Below are 17,546 nucleotides of genomic sequence, written 5' to 3'. Positions count from 1 at the left end.
GTGTACGACTACCTATTTTCACCCCTCAAACTTGGGCCAATCACGCTTTCTAATCGAATAATCTTCTCGGCGCATTTAACCAACTATGCCGTTGATCAGCTTCCGACTGACCAACACGTAAAGTACTATCAAGCCCGTGCAAATGGTGGAGCAGGTCTGATCATCACCGAGGAACACTCGGTCCATCCCACCGATTGGCCCTATGAAAAGCTGATCCACGGCTTCGACAAAAAAGTAATCGAGGGATACAGGGCTATTACTAACGCAGTTCACGCTCATGGAACGCCAATCTTCGCACAGATCAACCACAACGGCTCTCAAGCATCGGGTATGTACTCAAGAAGAGCGGTCTGGGGAGCATCGCCAATCTATGACCCCTTATTTAGAGAAGTTCCCCACGAAGTAACCGAAGATGAGATCTTCGAAGTGATCGATGGATACGCCAACGTAGCCAAAAATGCCATCGAGGGAGGTTTCGACGGGATCGAGCTTCAATGCTCTCACTCTTCGATCGTGCGGTGTTTTCTATCGGGCGCGACCAACCATCGCTCAGATAGGTGGGGCGGGGATCTTCAAAATCGTTCGAGATTAATGCTCGAGATTATCGATCGTGTTCGCGCTACTATTGGCCCCGACAAGGCACTGGGTGTTCGGATCTGTGGAGATGAGCTAATCGAAGGAGGGATGCGAATCGACGAAGCGGTTGAAGTCGCCAAAGCGGTCGATGCCACAAAGTCAGTCGACTACATAAATACCTCCATTGGCGTTGCAACCGCCTCTCTCTTTGCCATCGAAGCCTCGATGGCGATACCACCTGGATACAGCCTCTTTATCCCAAGCGCCATTCGAAAAGAGGTCTCGATACCAGTTGTTGGAGTTGGAAGATTCAAAGATCCACTTCAAGCTGATAAGGCAATCGCCTTAGGCCACTGCGATCTAGTCGGAGTCGTTAGAGGACAGATCGCTGATCCAGACTTCGCCAATAAAGCAAGGGGTAAGGATCTTCAAGCTATTAGGTACTGCCTCTCTTGTAATCAAGAGTGTGTCGGTCGCATGGGACTCAATCGATGGCTTGGCTGTATTGAAAATCCAAATACTGGACGAGAGGCAACTCCCGAAGAAAAGGTGAACTTTCGATCCAAAGCAAAGGGCCAAGACTATCCAAAGGTCGCAATTATCGGGGCGGGACCCGCTGGCCTACAGGCTGCTATCTCTCTTAGCCAAGCCGGCGCAATAGTTGCCCTAATTGAGGCGAGCCCAAATCCCGGAGGCCAAATCCTTCTTGGCGCTAGTCTCCCCGCTCGAAACGAGATTGGCGACCTGGTTAGAAATCAGCTAAATGCACTTCGAGAACTTGGAGTTGAGATAACCACCAACACCAAGATAACTGAAGACGATTTAGCGGAGCTCAATGCGGATGCAATAGTTGTGGCATCTGGCTCATCACACAACAAACCATATTGGATCTCTGACTATCAGGGGTCGGACGAAGATCAAATGAGCATCAGCGACGTCAACTGGCTCTTTGAGAAAAGGGTCCAGCCCAAGGCAGGCGAGACCGCAATCATCTTTGATGAATTAGGCTTTCACCAAGCCACCTCGGCTGCGACCTATCTCTTGGACCGGGGGGTAAATGTCGTCTTTATCACCCCCTCGATGGTTATTGCTCAAGACCTTGGAGTTACCTTGGACTTGGAGCTGTGGAGGGCGTCGATGGCGGGACGAAATATTACCTTCTTGCGAAATACCCTTGGAACCCATGTCGCTCAAAAAACCCTTGGAACCCTAAATCATATAATCGGTAAGACCGATTCAATCTATGGAGATCATCTCTTTTTAGCCACCCATAGACGCTCCAACAACGAGCTCTACCATCACGCACTCCAAGCCAAAATTCCAGCCATTGCCATTGGTGACGCATTGTCGCCTCGGCGCGCACATAGCGCGATCTTAGAGGGCCAAAGAGCACCCCAAAGTCTTGCTTTGGTACTAGGGGAATCTCGCTCATCTCGCCTTGGAGCCCTTAGGTGATCAAAAACAAACTATCGCCTAACTCGAGACCGTCAAATAACCCCTCAGCTTCAAATCCACAAATAATCGTAGTGATAGATGGGCCATATGTACCGGGTCCACTAAATGCGATCTCTTCAAGATCGATCTCAATCAATCTTGCGATCATGGTCCATCGCTCAGCCCTAAAAGAGGCGCTCTTGTCACTTTCCAAAGCCCAAGAAAAAGCACGCGTCAATCTCCTTATCCTAGAAGACGACTCCAGTGAGGCCAAAGCAACGGCCCTTGGCGAATTGATCCAAAGACACGCCAATCAAAATGTCGTAATCGTCGGAACTGCTCAGATAATCGCATTAGCCGGTCGTCTAAGTGCAACATTGAATCGACTCGCTATCGGACCCTTAGAAGAGGTACGAGCTCAAGCCTTTAGAGTCAGAGAGAGATCGAAAAAAATCCGCTGCTACCCCATCGCTCAAAACAACCTGATCGCTTACTACCTCCATAACGACCACAGAGGAGCCAAATCTAATCAATCCCAAGAGCTCAGCATCGCCGCTAACCACGCAATGAGATGGATTGAAGATCATCTCTCAAGCCAAGTGCCATCGATGCAATCCTCCACAGACTCCCCCGATATTCCCGGCGAAATCGAAGACAATCTCGCCAATGACTTAGCATACGAACTGGCAAATGCCATGGGAAATAAACTGGCAAAAGGCCAAGCCAACGACAATAATAATGACAACGATGACGACAACGAATCTTGTGCACCCGGGCAACTACCACTTCTTACTAGCACTCATCTCATCTATAAAGACGGAGAATGCCTTGGGCATTTGATTGGGGAGTTAGCAACATCAAAAACCTGGCAACTTACAAATGATAAGGGTGACCCTATAATTTCGACCACCGTCATCGAAGTTGCCAAGGATCAAAGTGCTGGATTATTCGATGCTCCAATTGTCTTTGGGATCGGAGCCGGAGTTGGATCCAAAGCTGCCTTTGCCAAAGTGGTAGAAGCAGCCAAACTCCTTGAGGTTCAATACGGGGCCACAAGGGTAGCCTTTGACTTTGGTTGGTGTGGCCACGATAGGCAAATTGGAACTACTGGCATCTCGATAGAGCCAAAACTCTATGTGGCCTTTGGAGTTTCTGGGGCGCCTCAACACATGGGTGGAATCGCTCGAGCCCAGGAGATGATCTCAATCAATATAGATGAGGGTGCGCCAATTACAAATTCGGCCGACCTATCCATAAAAGCAGATGCAACAGCGGTGATCGAGGCAATAATAGCTCGAGTAACATCTAATGCCACTTCCACCACTTCGAACTAACAAAGGGCCATAGTTGACAAAAGACCATAACCCAAATGTCGAATGGGACGTAATCGTGGTAGGTGCCGGCCCCGCGGGCTCAAGCGCTGCAATTAGCGCTGCCAGGTTGGGCCTTTCGGTATGTCTAATAGAACGAGGAAGAGCTCCTGGCTCAAAGAACCTCTTTGGCGGGGTCGTCTACCCTGCTATCTTATCGGAGCTAATTCCTAACTTTTTAGAAGATGCCCCGATAGAACGAGCCATCTCACGAAGAGTTACGATGGCAATAGATGGCAATAGATCCACCTCACTGGTGGTTGACAACCCCAACTGGGTAGATGAGATTCCAAATGGATTTACCGTAAAGCGCTCCCTCTTTGACTCTTGGTTGGCCGACCAAGCGGTAAAAGAAGGCGCCACTCTGCTAAATGCAACGACAGTTACCTCCCTAGATCGCTCCCTTGCAAAAAACGCAAAGACGCTTGTCTATACGGATCGGGGCGATATTCCACTTAGCGCCAAGGTGGTGATCGCAGCCGATGGTGCGAACTCGTTCATAGCTAAAGAGGCTGGCCTCTTTAGCGAGCTCAGTTCGCACCACTACACCCTTGGGGTCAAAAGAGTAATTGAACTAGACGAGACAACAATAAACGAACGCTTCAATCAGCCAGATAGCTTACAGGGCACCGATATTGAGATCCTTGGGTGCACCATGGGAATAAGCGGAGGGGGGTTCTTATACACCAATCGGTCATCGATCTCAATTGGTGTCGTCCTCTCGCTCGATTCTTTTTCAAAATCTAAAGTTCGTTCTGAGGAGATCCTCTCTGGGTTGTGCAACCACCCATCGATCAAAGACCTCATAAAAGGTGGAACTGACTTAGAATATGGTGCTCATTTGATTCCTGAAGCAGGAAAAAAAGGTTGGCCCGAGCTCTACAGCGATGGCCTTTTAATCGCTGGTGACAGTGGATTTATGTGCCTAGCGGCTGGCATATGGCTCGAAGGTGTCAACTATGCAATAGCATCAGGAGATCTAGCCGGTAGGGCTAGCGCACAAGCTATTAGAAAAGGCGACGTTACAAAAGAGGGCCTCTCGATCTACAAGAGACAGATAGATGAGAGCTTTGTGGGTAAGAATCACTCTAGATTTCAATCAGCCCCAGAGCTGGTGATGTCTCCAATCGTACAAAACAAGATGCCCAAACTCGCTTGCGACATCTTTGACGAACTCTTCAAAGTGCGAGACCCCCTCCCAAAGGTTGGTATTCCAAAGGCGATATTCTCGGCGATAAAGGCAAACAAGATCTCAAAGAAAGAGTTGATTCAACTAGGAATCAGAGGGTTTCGATCGTTCAAATGAATAAATTTACCAATGAAACTACAAGGTGAAGATGACGCCCGACAACTCCCCAAAGATCGTATTCAACCGCCCAAAAACCACAGTTGCTCCAAAGAAAAATGACCAAATCATCGTCGATGATGTTCTTGAGAATGTGAACTTTAGGATCTCATCTAAAGCCCACATAGTCTTAAATTCAACGATCTGTGAAGGCTGCTCAGATCGTCGATGTCTCATAGCCTGTCCAGCCTCATTATTTGTTGAAACTTCAAATGGTTCGATGATCTTCAACTACGAGAACTGCTTTGAATGTGGGACCTGCTATTTGGTCTGCAACCAAGAGGGCGCAATCACATGGAACTACCCAACTGGCGGCTATGGTGTAGACTTTTTGCACTCCTAGTCACGCAGACAACCTAGCTAAGTCGCAACTTTGTGCGGCGCCTTGCCTATTTCTTTGACTTTTCGTTGGCCCATCTTTCGCAGAATTCCCGAAGAATCGCGCCAATTGGCCCCTTTTGAGGCGATTCTGGACGATTTTCGACTGAGGTGATTTACAGAAGCACTCGTAGATGGCTATTAGGTCTTTTTGGGTTGCGAATGTAGTATCCTAATTTTTGGCTAGTTTTGATGCTAACTTGCATTACCCCTGACATGGTGCTATTATCTTGTTGTGTTTATCCGTGAAACTCCAACAATTAACAAAAAAAACCGGCGTGAGCTAGTCAGGTAAGCACGACCCATTGCTGAGCCGTGCTTATCCCGTTTTATGTGGCTAATAATTATTATCAGCAGTTGTTGGGGCGGAAGACGTCAGTGCATTTGCTGAAAGGGACCACTATCGATCCTCGCCCTATTTTTGGCTACGGTAGATCTTCCAGCAAGGACTCGGGATGGCTAGGAATCCTCAAGTGAGCGAGCTGGCCAGTAAAGGCGCGGAATATCAAAACTGTCATTTAGAAATGGCTTAGTTGATAAGAAAAACGCATTGGCATAGAATTACACAAACCACTTATAAAGAGCTTTGGAATGCCGAAATGACCATTTGGGTATTTAGCTGGCCAAGCGGGATTGGCCTTGGATTACCAAAGTCGCAAATGTAATGCCTGATTGTAATGCCTGATTGTAATGCAAAGAAAACGATAACATGAGGCAGGGCCTAGGTGATTGGGTCAGTGTGCCGCTCGCCAATCACGAAGGGCTGTTTTTTATTGGTCAAGCAATTTTAGCGAAACTGCTGGCGGAGTTTGTATTTCAAGACCTTGCCACCCACCGTCTCTGGCAATTCTTCGACAAAGATTACCGATTTCGGAGTTTCAAAGCCTGCGAGGCGCTCGCGACAAAAAGCTATGATCTCGCCTTCGCTTGTGCCTCCGAGTTCGAGGGGAACCACCACTGCAGTAACCGCCTCGCCCCAACGTTCATCTGGGACTCCAATAACCGCAGCCTTTGTAACCCCGGGGTGCTGGTGCAAAATCGCTTCCACACGAATCGTAGAGACATTTTCACCACCAGATTTCACTATATCCTTGAAGCGATCGACCATAATGCGAAGACCTTGCTCGTCATAGACACAGCTATCCCCTGAATGAAACCATCCGTCACGAAAGGCTTCTCCGGTGGCGGCGGCATCGAGATAGTATCCTGCCGTAACAGCTGGCGATCGATAGATCGCCTCACCGGCCACCCAGGGCTGGCCCTCGAGTGACTCGCCCATAGCGTCAACGACCACCGATGCCAGCATGGGGTTTGGCACCCCCACGTAGTTGTGCTCCGGTGCAGTTCTCTCATAAACTTCAGGCCATTTATCTGGCCAAAAGCGATGGCAGGATATGCACTCAGTTTGACCAAAGATCTCTACTGCAACAAGATCGGTGCCGGCGCGTTCTTTGAGAATTTGAAGGGTCGCAGGCGACAATGCCGCCCAGCCATAGACGATCACACTGAGACTAGAAATATCATGTTCGCCACTATCGGTCGCGACCACTTTGGCAAGAGCATTTACCATCGCTGGTGATCCACCCCAGAGTGCGGTAATCTTCTCTTGGGTGATTGCCGCTACGATCGATTCCGCTACCGGGCGCCTTCCGATAATAAGGGTCCCACCGCTGAAAAAGGCTGGAAAAGTAAAGACCTGGTCGGCTACGTGATAGATGATTGGAAGAAAGGTCGCCAACTTTAGGTCACATTCGATGTGAATACCCCGAGTTAGGGTAAGGGCAAAGCTATAGGCACCCATAACCGAGCCGGAGTGGCTTATCATCGCCCCCTTGGGAAGCGCGGTAGTGCCAGAGGTAAACAGTATCTCCCAGATGTCATCGCCGTGAATGACCACCTTGGGCTCGCTAGAGGGATAGCCCGCCACGAAGTCGCCAAAGGTGAGGCTTGAATCTATCGCGCCGCCGCCGATGGGAATAGTTACATCCACACCTAAGCCGGCAGCCCTAAAAGCCTCCTTTGCACGCACCCAAAGTTCGGAGTCAACCACGCTAAAACGTGGTTGTGTTCGAGCAATTAGCTCTGCCACTACATCAGGAGCTAGCGAGGGATTAAGCGGAACCCCCACTCCACCAGCTTTGGCGATAGCGATCTTAGCCACAAAAGCTTCAACTGAGTTCTCACAAAAGAGCAGCACTCGATCGCTTTGGGTAAGACCCCGAGCAATCAGCGCATTGGCGAAGCGGTTGGCGAGCTCGTCTGCCTGGCGATAGGTAAGGCGGGCAAACTCGGGGTGGCCATAGGCTCCCTCCCACCCGATAATCGCCTCCTTGTTAGGGTAGCTCCAAGTGACGCGCTCGATAACATCACCAATGCTGGTGCGCTCCCATCTATTGATCGCGCGCCGACCACTTAGGCTCGTCACATCGATGTCCATCGCAGGCTCCCCGCTAAAAATAGCTACTACTAGTGAATTACAATTTCCTTGATGCTAGCAAATCTGGCATCGGTCATCGTGAAATAGCCATATTTTTTCAATGAATGAGGCAAATTATTGCAAGAATCTACTTTAGCGTCATCTAAAGTACTTCTTAGTGAATCACCAGTAACATTCGTCTGGTCTGAGAGAGGTTACACTTGCCAGTTCTAAAATCCACTATCGACCCCTCGAGTGAGACTTATCTCCAAAATCGACGTGACCAGCTCGCGGCGGTCGCCGCCTTGGATGAGCAACTCGAAGCGGTCCGCGCTGGAGGTGGTCCGAAGTATGCCCAGCGCCATCACAATCGCGGGCGACTTTTGGCACGCGAACGCGTCGAACTCCTAATTGATCAAGACTCACCTTTTTTGGAGCTCTCCGCTCTCGCGGCCTGGGGTAGCGAATTTGCAGTTGGCGCGAGTATCTTGACCGGCATCGGGATAGTAGAGGGCGTAGAGTGCGTCATCATTGCTCATGACCCCACACTTCGAGGCGGCGCAATGAATCCCATCAGTCTAAAAAAGAACCTGCGCGCCCTGGAAATTGCACGATGTAACCGCCTTCCGGTTATCAATCTCGTGGAGTCCGGGGGAGCGGATCTTCCCACCCAATCAGAACTCTTCGTTCCCGCAGGACGGTTATTTCATGATCTCACCGCACTATCTGCGATGGGTATCGCCACTATTGCCCTAGTCTTTGGAAACTCCACTGCCGGCGGCGCCTATGTTCCAGGGATGTGCGACTACGCGGTATTAGTCGATCGTCACGCCAAGGTCTTTCTCGGAGGACCCCCATTGGTCAAGATGGCCACTGGGGAAGACGCTGACGACGAAGCTCTCGGCGGTGCCGAGATGCACTCACGTGTCTCTGGCCTTTCGGACTACTTTGCCCTCGATGAGCTCGACTGCATCCGTATCGGACGCCAGATCATTAGCGATCTCCACTGGCGCAAGCTCGGCCCACCTCCGTCGCCGAAGGTTGATCCACCTCTATATGATCCCGAAGAGCTTCTTGGTATCGCTTCAGGCGACTTTCGCATTCCTATGGACCCCAAAGATGTTATTGCCAGAGTCGTGGATGGCTCGCGTTTCGACGAATACAAGGCACTTTATGGCACAAGCCTTATTACGGGCTGGGCTTGGATCCATGGTTATCCAGTGGGGATTTTAGCGAACGCTCGCGGCGTCCTCTTTGGCGATGAGGCAAAGAAGGCAACCGAGTTCATTCTTTTAGCCAATCAGAGCGACACCTCGCTGATCTTCTTGCAGAACACAACGGGATATATGGTGGGAACCACCTATGAACAAGATGGGATCATAAAAGACGGCGCGAAGATGATCAACGCTGTCGCCAATTCCACCGTACCCCACATCACCATCAACATCGGAGCTTCATTTGGGGCCGGAAACTACGGAATGTCGGGTCGAGCCTTTGATCCGCGCTTCATGTTCGCATGGACCAATGCCAAACTCGCAGTGATGGGAGCACAACAACTCGCCGGGGTGCTCTCCATCGTGGCGCGCCAAGGGGCAGAGGCGGCGGGGCGTGACTTCGATTTAGAGGCCGATGCGACCCGAACCCTCGCAATCAAAGAGCAGATAGAGCGCGAATCGCACGCTTTTTACATCACCTCACGCCTCTATGACGATGGTGTCATCGACCCCCGTGATACCCGTACGGTCCTTGGGATCGCACTTTCAGCAGCACACTCAAATCAAGTACAAGGACGCCAGGGCTTTGGCGTCTTTCGGATGTAAGGAGCAACGATATGGCGCCAATTCGAAAACTTCTCATCGCAAACCGCGGCGAAATCGCCTCCCGTATTATTGCCACCGCACGACGGATGGACATCGCCACCGTAGCGATCTATTCCGACTCAGACGCCGATGCGCCCTATGTCAAAGAGGCCGACGAGGCGGTTGCCCTGGCGGGCAACGCACCATCGCAGACCTACTTACGCGACGATCTCATTATCGCTGCGGCATTAAGAACCGGCTGCGACGCAATTCACCCTGGCTATGGCTTTCTCTCAGAAAATGCCCCATTTGCATCGGCCTGCGCCAAAGCAGGGTTGATCTTTGTCGGTCCTGCGCCTAATGTCATTGCCTCGATGGGATCTAAGATTCTCGCCAAAGAACTCATGGCTGCAGCTGGAGTTCCGGTCCTAAGTGGAATCACCATCGCCGACGACGAAGAGCTCAAAAGTGATATTGGAGACGAAGCTGGCCGAACAGTTGGCTATCCCCTCTTGGTAAAAGCAGCTTTTGGTGGGGGTGGACGTGGGATGCGCGCGGTCAATAACCCCGACGAACTCATCCATGCCATCGCCTCGGCACGGCGTGAAGCAGAATCCGCATTTGGCAATGGTACGGTATTTCTGGAACATTACGTGGAGTCTCCTCGCCACATCGAAGTACAGATCTTTGCTGATACCCATGGCAATGCTGTGCACCTCTTCGAGCGAGAGTGCTCGATCCAGAGGCGATATCAAAAGATCATTGAGGAGGCACCATCGATGGCGGTAACCGATGATCTTCGCGCTGAATTAGGTGCCGCCGCAGTAAAAGCAGCGCAAGCAATTGGATATGTCGGTGCGGGGACGGTTGAGTTCGTTATGGGCACCGATGGAAAGTTCTTCTTCCTCGAGGTGAACACCCGCCTTCAGGTGGAGCACCCCGTAACCGAAGCAATAACCGGCCTTGACCTCGTGGCGTTGCAACTCAGCGTAGCAGAGGGCATCGCCCTGCCCCCAGCGGTCCTCAATGCCTCTATTCGTGGCTGGGCCATAGAAGCCCGCCTCTATGCCGAGGATGTCACCGCCGGATTCCTCCCTTCCAGCGGGACACTGGTGAAATTTGAAATTCCCACCTTCGCAGGGTTGAGGGTAGACTCCGGGGTGGCCGAGGGATCCAAAGTGGATATCCACTACGACCCGATGCTCGCTAAGGTTATCGCCTATGGGTCAACCAGAGATGAGGCACGTCGCCTTCTTGCCCGAGCGCTATCTAAAGCCAAAATTCACGGCGTAATCAGCAACCGCGACCTCCTAGTGGCCATCCTACGCGAAGATGACTTTGCTGGCGGGGCTATTGACACCGGATATTTGGTACGCCACAATCCGATCGAGCTCATCGCCTCCACCCATAGCCCCGAGATAATCGCAATACATTGTCTAGCGGCATCTTTGGCTGACCAAGCTACAAGACGAAGGGATGCCAAAGTCCAAATAAGCCTCCCCTCGGGTTGGCGCAACGTTCAAAATGGCCCTCAGCGACAGCGCTGGGCGATCGGAAACCAAGAACTCGAGGTCTCATATCGCTTTGGCCGAAACGGTCTCCAAGCTCAAGTAGACGACTCCTCCTTTGGCGAAATAGTCCTCTTTTGCGCCAGCGCGACCCAGGTGGATCTGGCAATCGCAGGAGTGCGCCACCGCATCGAGATCCATCGAGTCGGACAAACCTGCTACGTCGATAGCGCATTAGGTACTTGCGCCCTTGTGGAAGTACCTCGCTTTCCCGAGCCCGATTCGCGGGACGCTCCGGGATCCTTGTTGGCACCGATGCCTGGAGTTGTACTTCGGGTTCTGGCCGCCATTGGACAAGAGGTCCCCGCTGGAGCCCCAATCGTAGTGCTCGAAGCGATGAAGATGGAACACACCGTGCGTGCACCAGCCGCCGGCACCATCCAGGCCCTACACATAAAAAGCGGACAAGCCGTTGATGTAGGTTTCGTGCTCGCGGTAATGGAGGGGGGCCAGTGAACGATACAGTCACCTATCAACTTAGGGGCGAAGTCGCCTGGCTTACCATCAACCGCCCCCAAGCGCGCAATGCTCTAAATAAAGCGGTCCGCGAGGGCCTATTCGAGGGGTTCCACCACTTCAACGACGATAAGAGCGCCCGTGTGTTGGTACTCACCGGCGCCGGCGACAAGGCCTTTTGTGCTGGCGGAGACCTAGTGGAGATGGCCCAGACCGCACTTGAGATTCCACCGGTCGACTTCGTCCCCCAGCTAGGGCGAAATATCCATACCGACAAAGTCACCATTGCAGCGGTAAATGGCATCGCTTATGCGGGAGGATTTCTACTCGCTCAAAACTGCGATCTGATCGTTGCAGCCAAAACCGCTAGGTTCGCCATCACTGAAGTCAAAGTGGGACGCGGTTCGCCTTGGGCGGCGCCGCTATCAGGGATAATACCTCAAAAGGTAGCGATGGAGATCCTAGTTACAGGAGAGCCCATCGACGCACTCCGAGCTTATCAACTCGGCCTCATCAACAAAGTCGTCCCCGCTAAAGATCTAGTCGAGGCCACCCAGAGGCTCGCTGAAACTATCGCCGCCAATGCACCGCTCTCGGTAATCGCAGCAAAGAAGACAGCGCGGCTAATTTCCGAGATGCCCCTAACACAAGCGTTCGCGGAGGCTGAACGCATCTGGGCTCCCGTCTATCTCAGTAGCGATGCGCAAGAGGGACCTCGCGCATTCCAAGAAAAGCGCCAACCGAATTGGAGTGGAAAATAATGGCTATTGACATGAGCAACCTACTTGATGATCTCGTCGCCGAAACTAAAGTGGTAGTAGCGATGCTCGCTCCACTGGAGGATTCCGCCTGGGAGTTACCGACCCCTGCTTCTGGTTGGGCAATCCGAGACCAGGTGAGCCACCTCGCCTACTTCGACGAGGCAGCGCTATTGTCGTTAGATGACCCTGAGAAGTTTCAAAGTGACGCTGGTGCGCTTAGCGCCTACGGAGACTCCTTTCCCGATGAGGTGGCAAAGAAATACCACGACGTCACTCCAGCCAAGCTCCTAGAATGGCTAAAGCAAGCCCGTTCCGACCTTGTTAGCGCTTTCACTGGAATCGATGCTCGCCAGCGTCTAAAGTGGTACGGTCCGGATATGAGCGCCGCAAGTTCTCTCACCGCTCGCCTCATGGAGACTTGGGCCCATGGCGTCGACATTGCCGATACGTTGGCGCTTCAGATCGTTCCAACAAATCGTTTGCGCCACATCGCCCATCTCGGCTTTAACACCCGAGAGTTTTCCTACACGCTTCGAAACCTCCAAATACCAAAAGAAGCCGTGCGAGTAGAACTTGGCGCTCCTGATGGTTCCATTTGGAACTTCGGCCCGCAAGAGGCAAAAGAAGTGGTGGTAGCAAGTGCTCTGGATTTTTGTCTCGTGGTCACCCAGCGCCGCAACATTAGTGAAACCAAGATCACCACCAGTGGCCCAATCTCCTCGGAGTGGATGCACATCGCCCAGGCCTATGCCGGTGCTGTGGGACCAGGGCGAGAGACTCAAGCGTCCCTCGCAGACCAAGGAGGATCCAAATGACCCAAAAGCGCGCAGTTCGCATCGGAAACTGCTCAGGCTTCTACGGAGATCGCCTCATAGCTGCCAAGGAGATGGTCGAAGGTGGCCCGATTGACTTTCTCACCGGAGACTATCTCGCGGAACTCACCATGGCAATTCTATGGAAGGCGCGCCAGAAAGATCCGCGCGCCGGCTACGCCAGAACCTTTCTCACACAAATGGAACAGGTCCTTGGTAGCTGTGTCGATCGCGGCATCAAGGTGGTAAGCAATGCAGGTGGCCTCAATCCGGCGGCATTGGCCGAAGAGATTCGCACACTTTCTGAGCGTCTCGGAATCAGCGTCAATGTCGCCTATATCACCGGAGACGACATCATCGCTTCGATCCCTCACTTTCTCGAATCGGGATACGACCTTGCCAACTTAGACACCGGACTTACCCTAAAAGAGGCCAATGTCGCTCCGATCACCGCAAATGCCTATCTCGGGGCTTGGGGAATCGTCGAGGCGCTAAAGGGCGGTGCCGAAATAGTGATCTGCGGGAGAGTCACGGATGCATCCTTAGTGGTGGGACCCGCCGCCTACTGGCATGGTTGGCGCCGCGACGACTATGACGCACTTAGCGGTGCGGTTGTAGCTGGCCACATTATCGAATGCGGACCTCAGGCTACAGGAGGTAACTATGCATTCATGGACGAGATCACTGATCGTCGCTATCCTGGTTTTCCAATCGCTCAAGTCGCCCACGATGGCACCTCGGTGATCACCAAGCACCAAGATACCGGGGGATTGGTCTCGGTGGGAACGATCACCGCACAACTACTCTATGAGATCGCAGAACCCCAGTATCTCAATCCCGATGTCATCGCCCATTTTGACACCATCAACCTCGCGCAACTCGACACTAACCAAGTGCTCGTCACTGGAACCCGCGGAAGTGCCCCCACACAAAACCTCAAAGTAGCTCTTAATTATTTTGGTGGCTACCGCAACACCATGACCATGGTACTCACCGGCCCTCACATAGAAGAAAAGGCCGCTTGGGCCACCGAAGAGCTCTTTGGAATCCTCGGTGGCCCAGAGCAATTCGACGAAGTGGATGTACAGCTGATTCGATTTGAACGAGAAGACGCCCTTTTCAATGAGCTGGCTACAGCGCACCTACGCATCACCATCAAAGACCCAGACCCCACAAAAGTTGGCCGGTCATTTTCTAATGGGGTACTTGAACTAGCTCTAGGTGGCTATCCAGGATTTCATACCACTTCCCCACCCACGTCAGAGAGTGCATATGTTATCTATTGGCCAACTTTGATCCCAGCATCATTGGTTACCCACACCGCGGTGCTCCAAGATGGCTCTAGCCTCACCATAGCGGGGCCACCACAATCAAACCAACCTAAGGCCGACCTTATTCACACGGCCACCTTTGACTTTCCCAAAGTTGCCCCAAAGCCAGCGCGCCTCGTCCCCTTGGGTTGCCTCTGCGGAGCACGCTCGGGAGATAAAGGGGGCAATGCCAACGTGGGAATCTGGGCGCGCGACGCTCAGGCCTTTGGGTGGCTCTTTGACTACCTAGATGTAGATCAATTTAGAAAGCTCCTTCCCGAAGCCAAAGATTTAGAAATCCGCCGCTTCGATTTACCCAATCTCTATGCCATCAACTTCGTGGTGATCGGTCTCCTCGGTGAAGGCGTTGCCTCTTCAACACGCCTTGATCCCCAAGCCAAAGGGCTCGGCGAGTACATTCGATCACGATATGTCGAGGTTCCCATCCAGCTCTTAGCAAAAGAGTCCAGCGATGGATGACCAAGCTTCAATTGCATGCCAGATCACACTAAATAGCCTCTTTAGTCGAAGCTTTCGCATCTTTTCGAAACGACGGGCAATTACCTCTGAAAGTGCGGCTTATACCTATGGCGAACTCGCTGAGCGGTCACATAGACTGGCTAGCTCTCTCTATTGTCTTGGAATATCAAAAGGTGATAAGGTAGCGATACTTTCTGAGACCCGGAGCGAATACGTCGAGACCTATTGCGCACTTTCGTCCCTTGGCGTAATCGCCTTGACGATCAATATCCGCTTTCACCCCGACGAGATCGCCTACTGCTTGTCAACTGGCGCTCCCAAGGCGATAATCGTCTCTGGCGCACTAATCCCTTCACTTTTAGGGTTTATTGATTCAAATGAAACCACCATGGTGATCACTTACGACGGGCCAACAAAGGGATATCTTGACTATGAAAGCATGATTGCGCAAGAGAATCCCCCACCGCCGGCAATTGAGATTACGTCATCTGATATTTACAACGTTCTCTATACCAGTGGTACCACCGGACGGCCCAAAGGAGCCATGATCAGCCAGGGGGCAGCCGCAATACGAGCGATGCGCTTGGCACAGTGGTTTTCTCTGACCCCAGACGATGGCTTTGTAGGTTGGCTACCTCTCTTTCATTGCGGTGGAGACGAATCTCTATATGCCACCCTCCAAAGTGGTGGAACCTATGCCACCTTAAGAAAAGCAGACGCCCGAATGATGTTTAAGGTAATAGAGCGCGACCGGCTCACCTGGACCTTGCTCCTACCCGGGGTGATCACCGACTTTTTACACGACCCCTCCCGTAGTGACTTCGATCTATCGAGTTTGCGCTTTGCGATCGGCTATGCCAATATGATGCCCAACATCGTCACCGAATTAACCGCCTCAGCGAATATAGACTTCTACGATGCCTTCGGGCAGACCGAAGCGAGCTATCTCATTGCGCATGGACTATCTGGTCCTGGCGAAACACCTAGCATGAACAAGATTCCCGCTCCTCTTATGGAGATTCGAATCGCAAATGACGATCTAAGCGAAACACCAGTGGGAGTCCCCGGAGAGTGCCTAGTGCGAGGACCCTCGGTTATGAGCGGGTATATGAATGACCCTCTGGCCACCGCCGAAGCTTTCTCTGGTGGCTGGCTCCACACCGGCGATATTCTGGTTCGAAATGGTGACGGCAGCCTTACCTTTGTGGATCGCAAAAAATACTTGATCAAGAGCGGTGGGGAAAACATCTACCCTGCCGAAGTCGAGCAGGTCATTGCTTCAATGGTTGAGGTAGAGGAGGTGTGCGTCTTTGGAATTACCAACGAACATTGGGGCGAGGCCGTCAGCGCAGTTGTGGTACTTAGGCCCGGCGCGTCACTCACCAAGGAGGAGATCACAAACTGGTGCAAAGAACGTCTCGGGGGATACAAGCGTCCGCGTGAGATAACTTTCATGCGCGCCGAGGATCTTCCTCGCTCCACCACCGGCAAACTTCAACGCCACCTCCTTAGCGAACTCACCAAAAGAGATGAAACCCTAAAGTGACCATGGTCGGAAATAACAATAACAACTCAAGGGTGAATTTTGCCCACATATATCGCCTCCAAATGGCCTACCTGGGGAAATTAAAGCTCAACAATTAAGGCTGTGTGGACAAGAGGATGACTAAAAGAGGAAACCAGATGGATTTTACCGAAAATGAAGAACACGTAGCGCTCAGGGTCGCGGTCGCCGCGATCTGTGACGACTTTGGAGCGGAATACTACCAGAGTCACGCGGAATCGCGCACCCCAACTACCGAACTATGGCGAGCCCTTGGGGACCACGGTTATATTGGCATCAATCTCCCCGAACAATACGGCGGGGGCGGTGCTGGACTCGTCGAACTAACCATGGTCTGTCAAGAAAGCGCTGCGCGCGGAACTCCACTGCTACTTCTCCTTGTTTCAAGCGCAATATCCGGCGAGGTGATCGCCACTTACGGCACCCAAAGCCAGCGCGAGAGATGGCTTCCTAAGCTCGCCTCGGGTGAATCCAAGATCGTCTTTGCCATAACTGAGCCATCAGCAGGTTCCAATACCCATCGACTCTCGACCTTCGCCCACCGTGTTGGTGATCGTGATAGCTGGAGTATTAGCGGTGAAAAATACTACATCTCTGGCGTCGACGAAGCGGATGCGATTTTAGTAGTTGCACGAACCTCACCTCCGAACGAAAAGGCACGCCTCTCGCTCTTTATCGTCGACAGCGATGCGCCTGGACTTTCAAAAATTCCACTGCCAGTCTCGGTTACGTTGCCAGAACGCCAATTCACTTTGCACTTTGACAATGTCAAAGTATCTGCCGACCGTCTTGTCGGAACCGAGGGCGACGGCTTCAAGCAAGTCTTTCAGGGTCTCAACCCCGAGCGAATTACCGGCGCTGGGCTCTGTGTCGGGATCGGGCGCTATTGCCTAGAACGCGCCGCGCAATACGCTAACGTTCGGGTGGTATGGGATACCCCGATTGGTGCACACCAAGGAGTATCCCACGCCCTCGCCAAGGCCAAGATCGAAGTAGAACTAGCTGCCCTGATGACGACAAAGGCGGCCTGGCTTCACGACAACCACCTTCCCGCAGGAGAGGCCGCCAATATGGCAAAGTATGCCGCAGCAGAGGCGGCACTTTCGGCCATCGATGCCGCAATACAGACCCATGGTGGCAATGGTTTAGCCACCGAGTACGGCCTCGTTCCTTACTGGGGATTGGCCCGTCTCCTTCGCATCGCCCCGGTCAATCGAGAGATGATTCTCAATTTCGTCGCTCAGCATTCTCTCGGGCTTCCCCGCTCATATTAGAAA

The 17,546-nt window shown here is 52.3% G+C and carries 12 protein-coding genes; 11 read left to right on the top strand and 1 reads right to left on the bottom strand.

The features are described 5' to 3' along the window. The 4 genes from AXFE_RS12155 to AXFE_RS12135 are packed head-to-tail and all read left to right on the top strand — an operon-like array spanning position 1 to position 5,068. Positions 1 to 2,031 carry a mycofactocin system FadH/OYE family oxidoreductase 2 gene (locus tag AXFE_RS12155; RefSeq protein WP_052606230.1) on the top strand — a complete coding sequence of 677 codons (2,031 nt, stop codon included), beginning with the start codon at positions 1 to 3 and terminating at the stop codon, positions 2,029 to 2,031. Further along, positions 2,028 to 3,344, top strand: coding sequence for an electron transfer flavoprotein subunit alpha/FixB family protein (locus tag AXFE_RS12145; protein WP_082058711.1), 1,317 nt, complete (start codon positions 2,028 to 2,030; stop codon positions 3,342 to 3,344). The genes AXFE_RS12155 and AXFE_RS12145 overlap by 4 nt, the downstream gene beginning before the upstream one ends. A gap of 13 nt (positions 3,345 to 3,357) precedes the next feature. Further along, positions 3,358 to 4,686 carry an FAD-dependent oxidoreductase gene (locus AXFE_RS12140; protein ID WP_052606227.1) on the top strand — a complete coding sequence of 443 codons (1,329 nt, stop codon included), beginning with the start codon at positions 3,358 to 3,360 and terminating at the stop codon, positions 4,684 to 4,686. Between the two features lie 31 nt (positions 4,687 to 4,717). Next, positions 4,718 to 5,068, top strand: a complete 351-nt coding sequence (locus AXFE_RS12135; protein ID WP_152626066.1) for a ferredoxin family protein — start codon at positions 4,718 to 4,720, stop codon at positions 5,066 to 5,068. Between the two features lie 822 nt (positions 5,069 to 5,890). Here AXFE_RS12135 and AXFE_RS12130 read toward each other — a convergent pair. Further along, entirely contained in the window at positions 5,891 to 7,540 is a 1,650-nt protein-coding gene (locus AXFE_RS12130) for an AMP-binding protein (protein ID WP_052606226.1), read from the bottom strand. A gap of 200 nt (positions 7,541 to 7,740) precedes the next feature. On the opposite strand from AXFE_RS12130, the gene AXFE_RS12125 reads away from it, so the two are divergent. The 7 genes from AXFE_RS12125 (at position 7,741) to AXFE_RS12095 (ending at position 17,543) form a co-directional block, all read left to right on the top strand. Beyond that, complete coding sequence (locus AXFE_RS12125) at positions 7,741 to 9,339, top strand: acyl-CoA carboxylase subunit beta (RefSeq protein WP_052606225.1); 1,599 nt, start codon at positions 7,741 to 7,743, stop codon at positions 9,337 to 9,339. Between the two features lie 11 nt (positions 9,340 to 9,350). Next, positions 9,351 to 11,342: an acetyl/propionyl/methylcrotonyl-CoA carboxylase subunit alpha gene (locus tag AXFE_RS12120; protein ID WP_052606224.1), complete on the top strand. Its 1,992-nt coding sequence runs from the start codon at positions 9,351 to 9,353 to the stop codon at positions 11,340 to 11,342. Beyond that, a complete protein-coding gene (locus AXFE_RS12115; protein ID WP_052606223.1) occupies positions 11,339 to 12,103 on the top strand; it encodes an enoyl-CoA hydratase/isomerase family protein in 765 nt (254 codons plus the stop codon). Before AXFE_RS12120 ends, AXFE_RS12115 begins: the two co-directional genes overlap by 4 nt. Further along, entirely contained in the window at positions 12,103 to 12,918 is an 816-nt protein-coding gene (locus AXFE_RS12110; protein ID WP_052606222.1) for a TIGR03084 family metal-binding protein, read from the top strand. The genes AXFE_RS12115 and AXFE_RS12110 overlap by 1 nt, the downstream gene beginning before the upstream one ends. Then, on the top strand, positions 12,915 to 14,705 hold the full coding sequence (locus tag AXFE_RS12105; protein WP_052606221.1) for an acyclic terpene utilization AtuA family protein: 1,791 nt from the start codon (positions 12,915 to 12,917) through the stop codon (positions 14,703 to 14,705). The genes AXFE_RS12110 and AXFE_RS12105 overlap by 4 nt, the downstream gene beginning before the upstream one ends. Further along, entirely contained in the window at positions 14,698 to 16,251 is a 1,554-nt protein-coding gene (locus tag AXFE_RS12100; RefSeq protein WP_052606220.1) for a class I adenylate-forming enzyme family protein, read from the top strand. The genes AXFE_RS12105 and AXFE_RS12100 overlap by 8 nt, the downstream gene beginning before the upstream one ends. Before the next feature lie 137 nt (positions 16,252 to 16,388). Continuing rightward, the gene (locus AXFE_RS12095) at positions 16,389 to 17,543 is read left to right on the top strand and encodes an acyl-CoA dehydrogenase family protein (RefSeq protein ID WP_052606219.1); all 1,155 of its coding nucleotides are present in this window, start codon (positions 16,389 to 16,391) and stop codon (positions 17,541 to 17,543) included. Positions 17,544 to 17,546 lie beyond the last annotated feature (3 nt).

This window comes from Acidithrix ferrooxidans (assembly GCF_000949295.1).
Classification (GTDB): domain Bacteria; phylum Actinomycetota; class Acidimicrobiia; order Acidimicrobiales; family Acidimicrobiaceae; genus Acidithrix; species Acidithrix ferrooxidans.
This window is presented reverse-complemented; position numbering and strand designations above follow the sequence as displayed.

What these genes read in the sequence shown, in the direction of transcription:
- AXFE_RS12135 (WP_152626066.1), top strand. Translation starts at nt 4,718, where the DNA reads ATGACGCCCGACAACTCCCCAAAGATCGTATTCAACCGCCCAAAAACC.
- AXFE_RS12130 (WP_052606226.1), bottom strand. Translation starts at nt 7,540, where the DNA reads ATGGACATCGATGTGACGAGCCTAAGTGGTCGGCGCGCGATCAATAGA.
- AXFE_RS12120 (WP_052606224.1), top strand. Translation starts at nt 9,351, where the DNA reads ATGGCGCCAATTCGAAAACTTCTCATCGCAAACCGCGGCGAAATCGCC.
- AXFE_RS12110 (WP_052606222.1), top strand. Translation starts at nt 12,103, where the DNA reads ATGGCTATTGACATGAGCAACCTACTTGATGATCTCGTCGCCGAAACT.
- AXFE_RS12105 (WP_052606221.1), top strand. Translation starts at nt 12,915, where the DNA reads ATGACCCAAAAGCGCGCAGTTCGCATCGGAAACTGCTCAGGCTTCTAC.
- AXFE_RS12100 (WP_052606220.1), top strand. Translation starts at nt 14,698, where the DNA reads ATGGATGACCAAGCTTCAATTGCATGCCAGATCACACTAAATAGCCTC.
- AXFE_RS12095 (WP_052606219.1), top strand. Translation starts at nt 16,389, where the DNA reads ATGGATTTTACCGAAAATGAAGAACACGTAGCGCTCAGGGTCGCGGTC.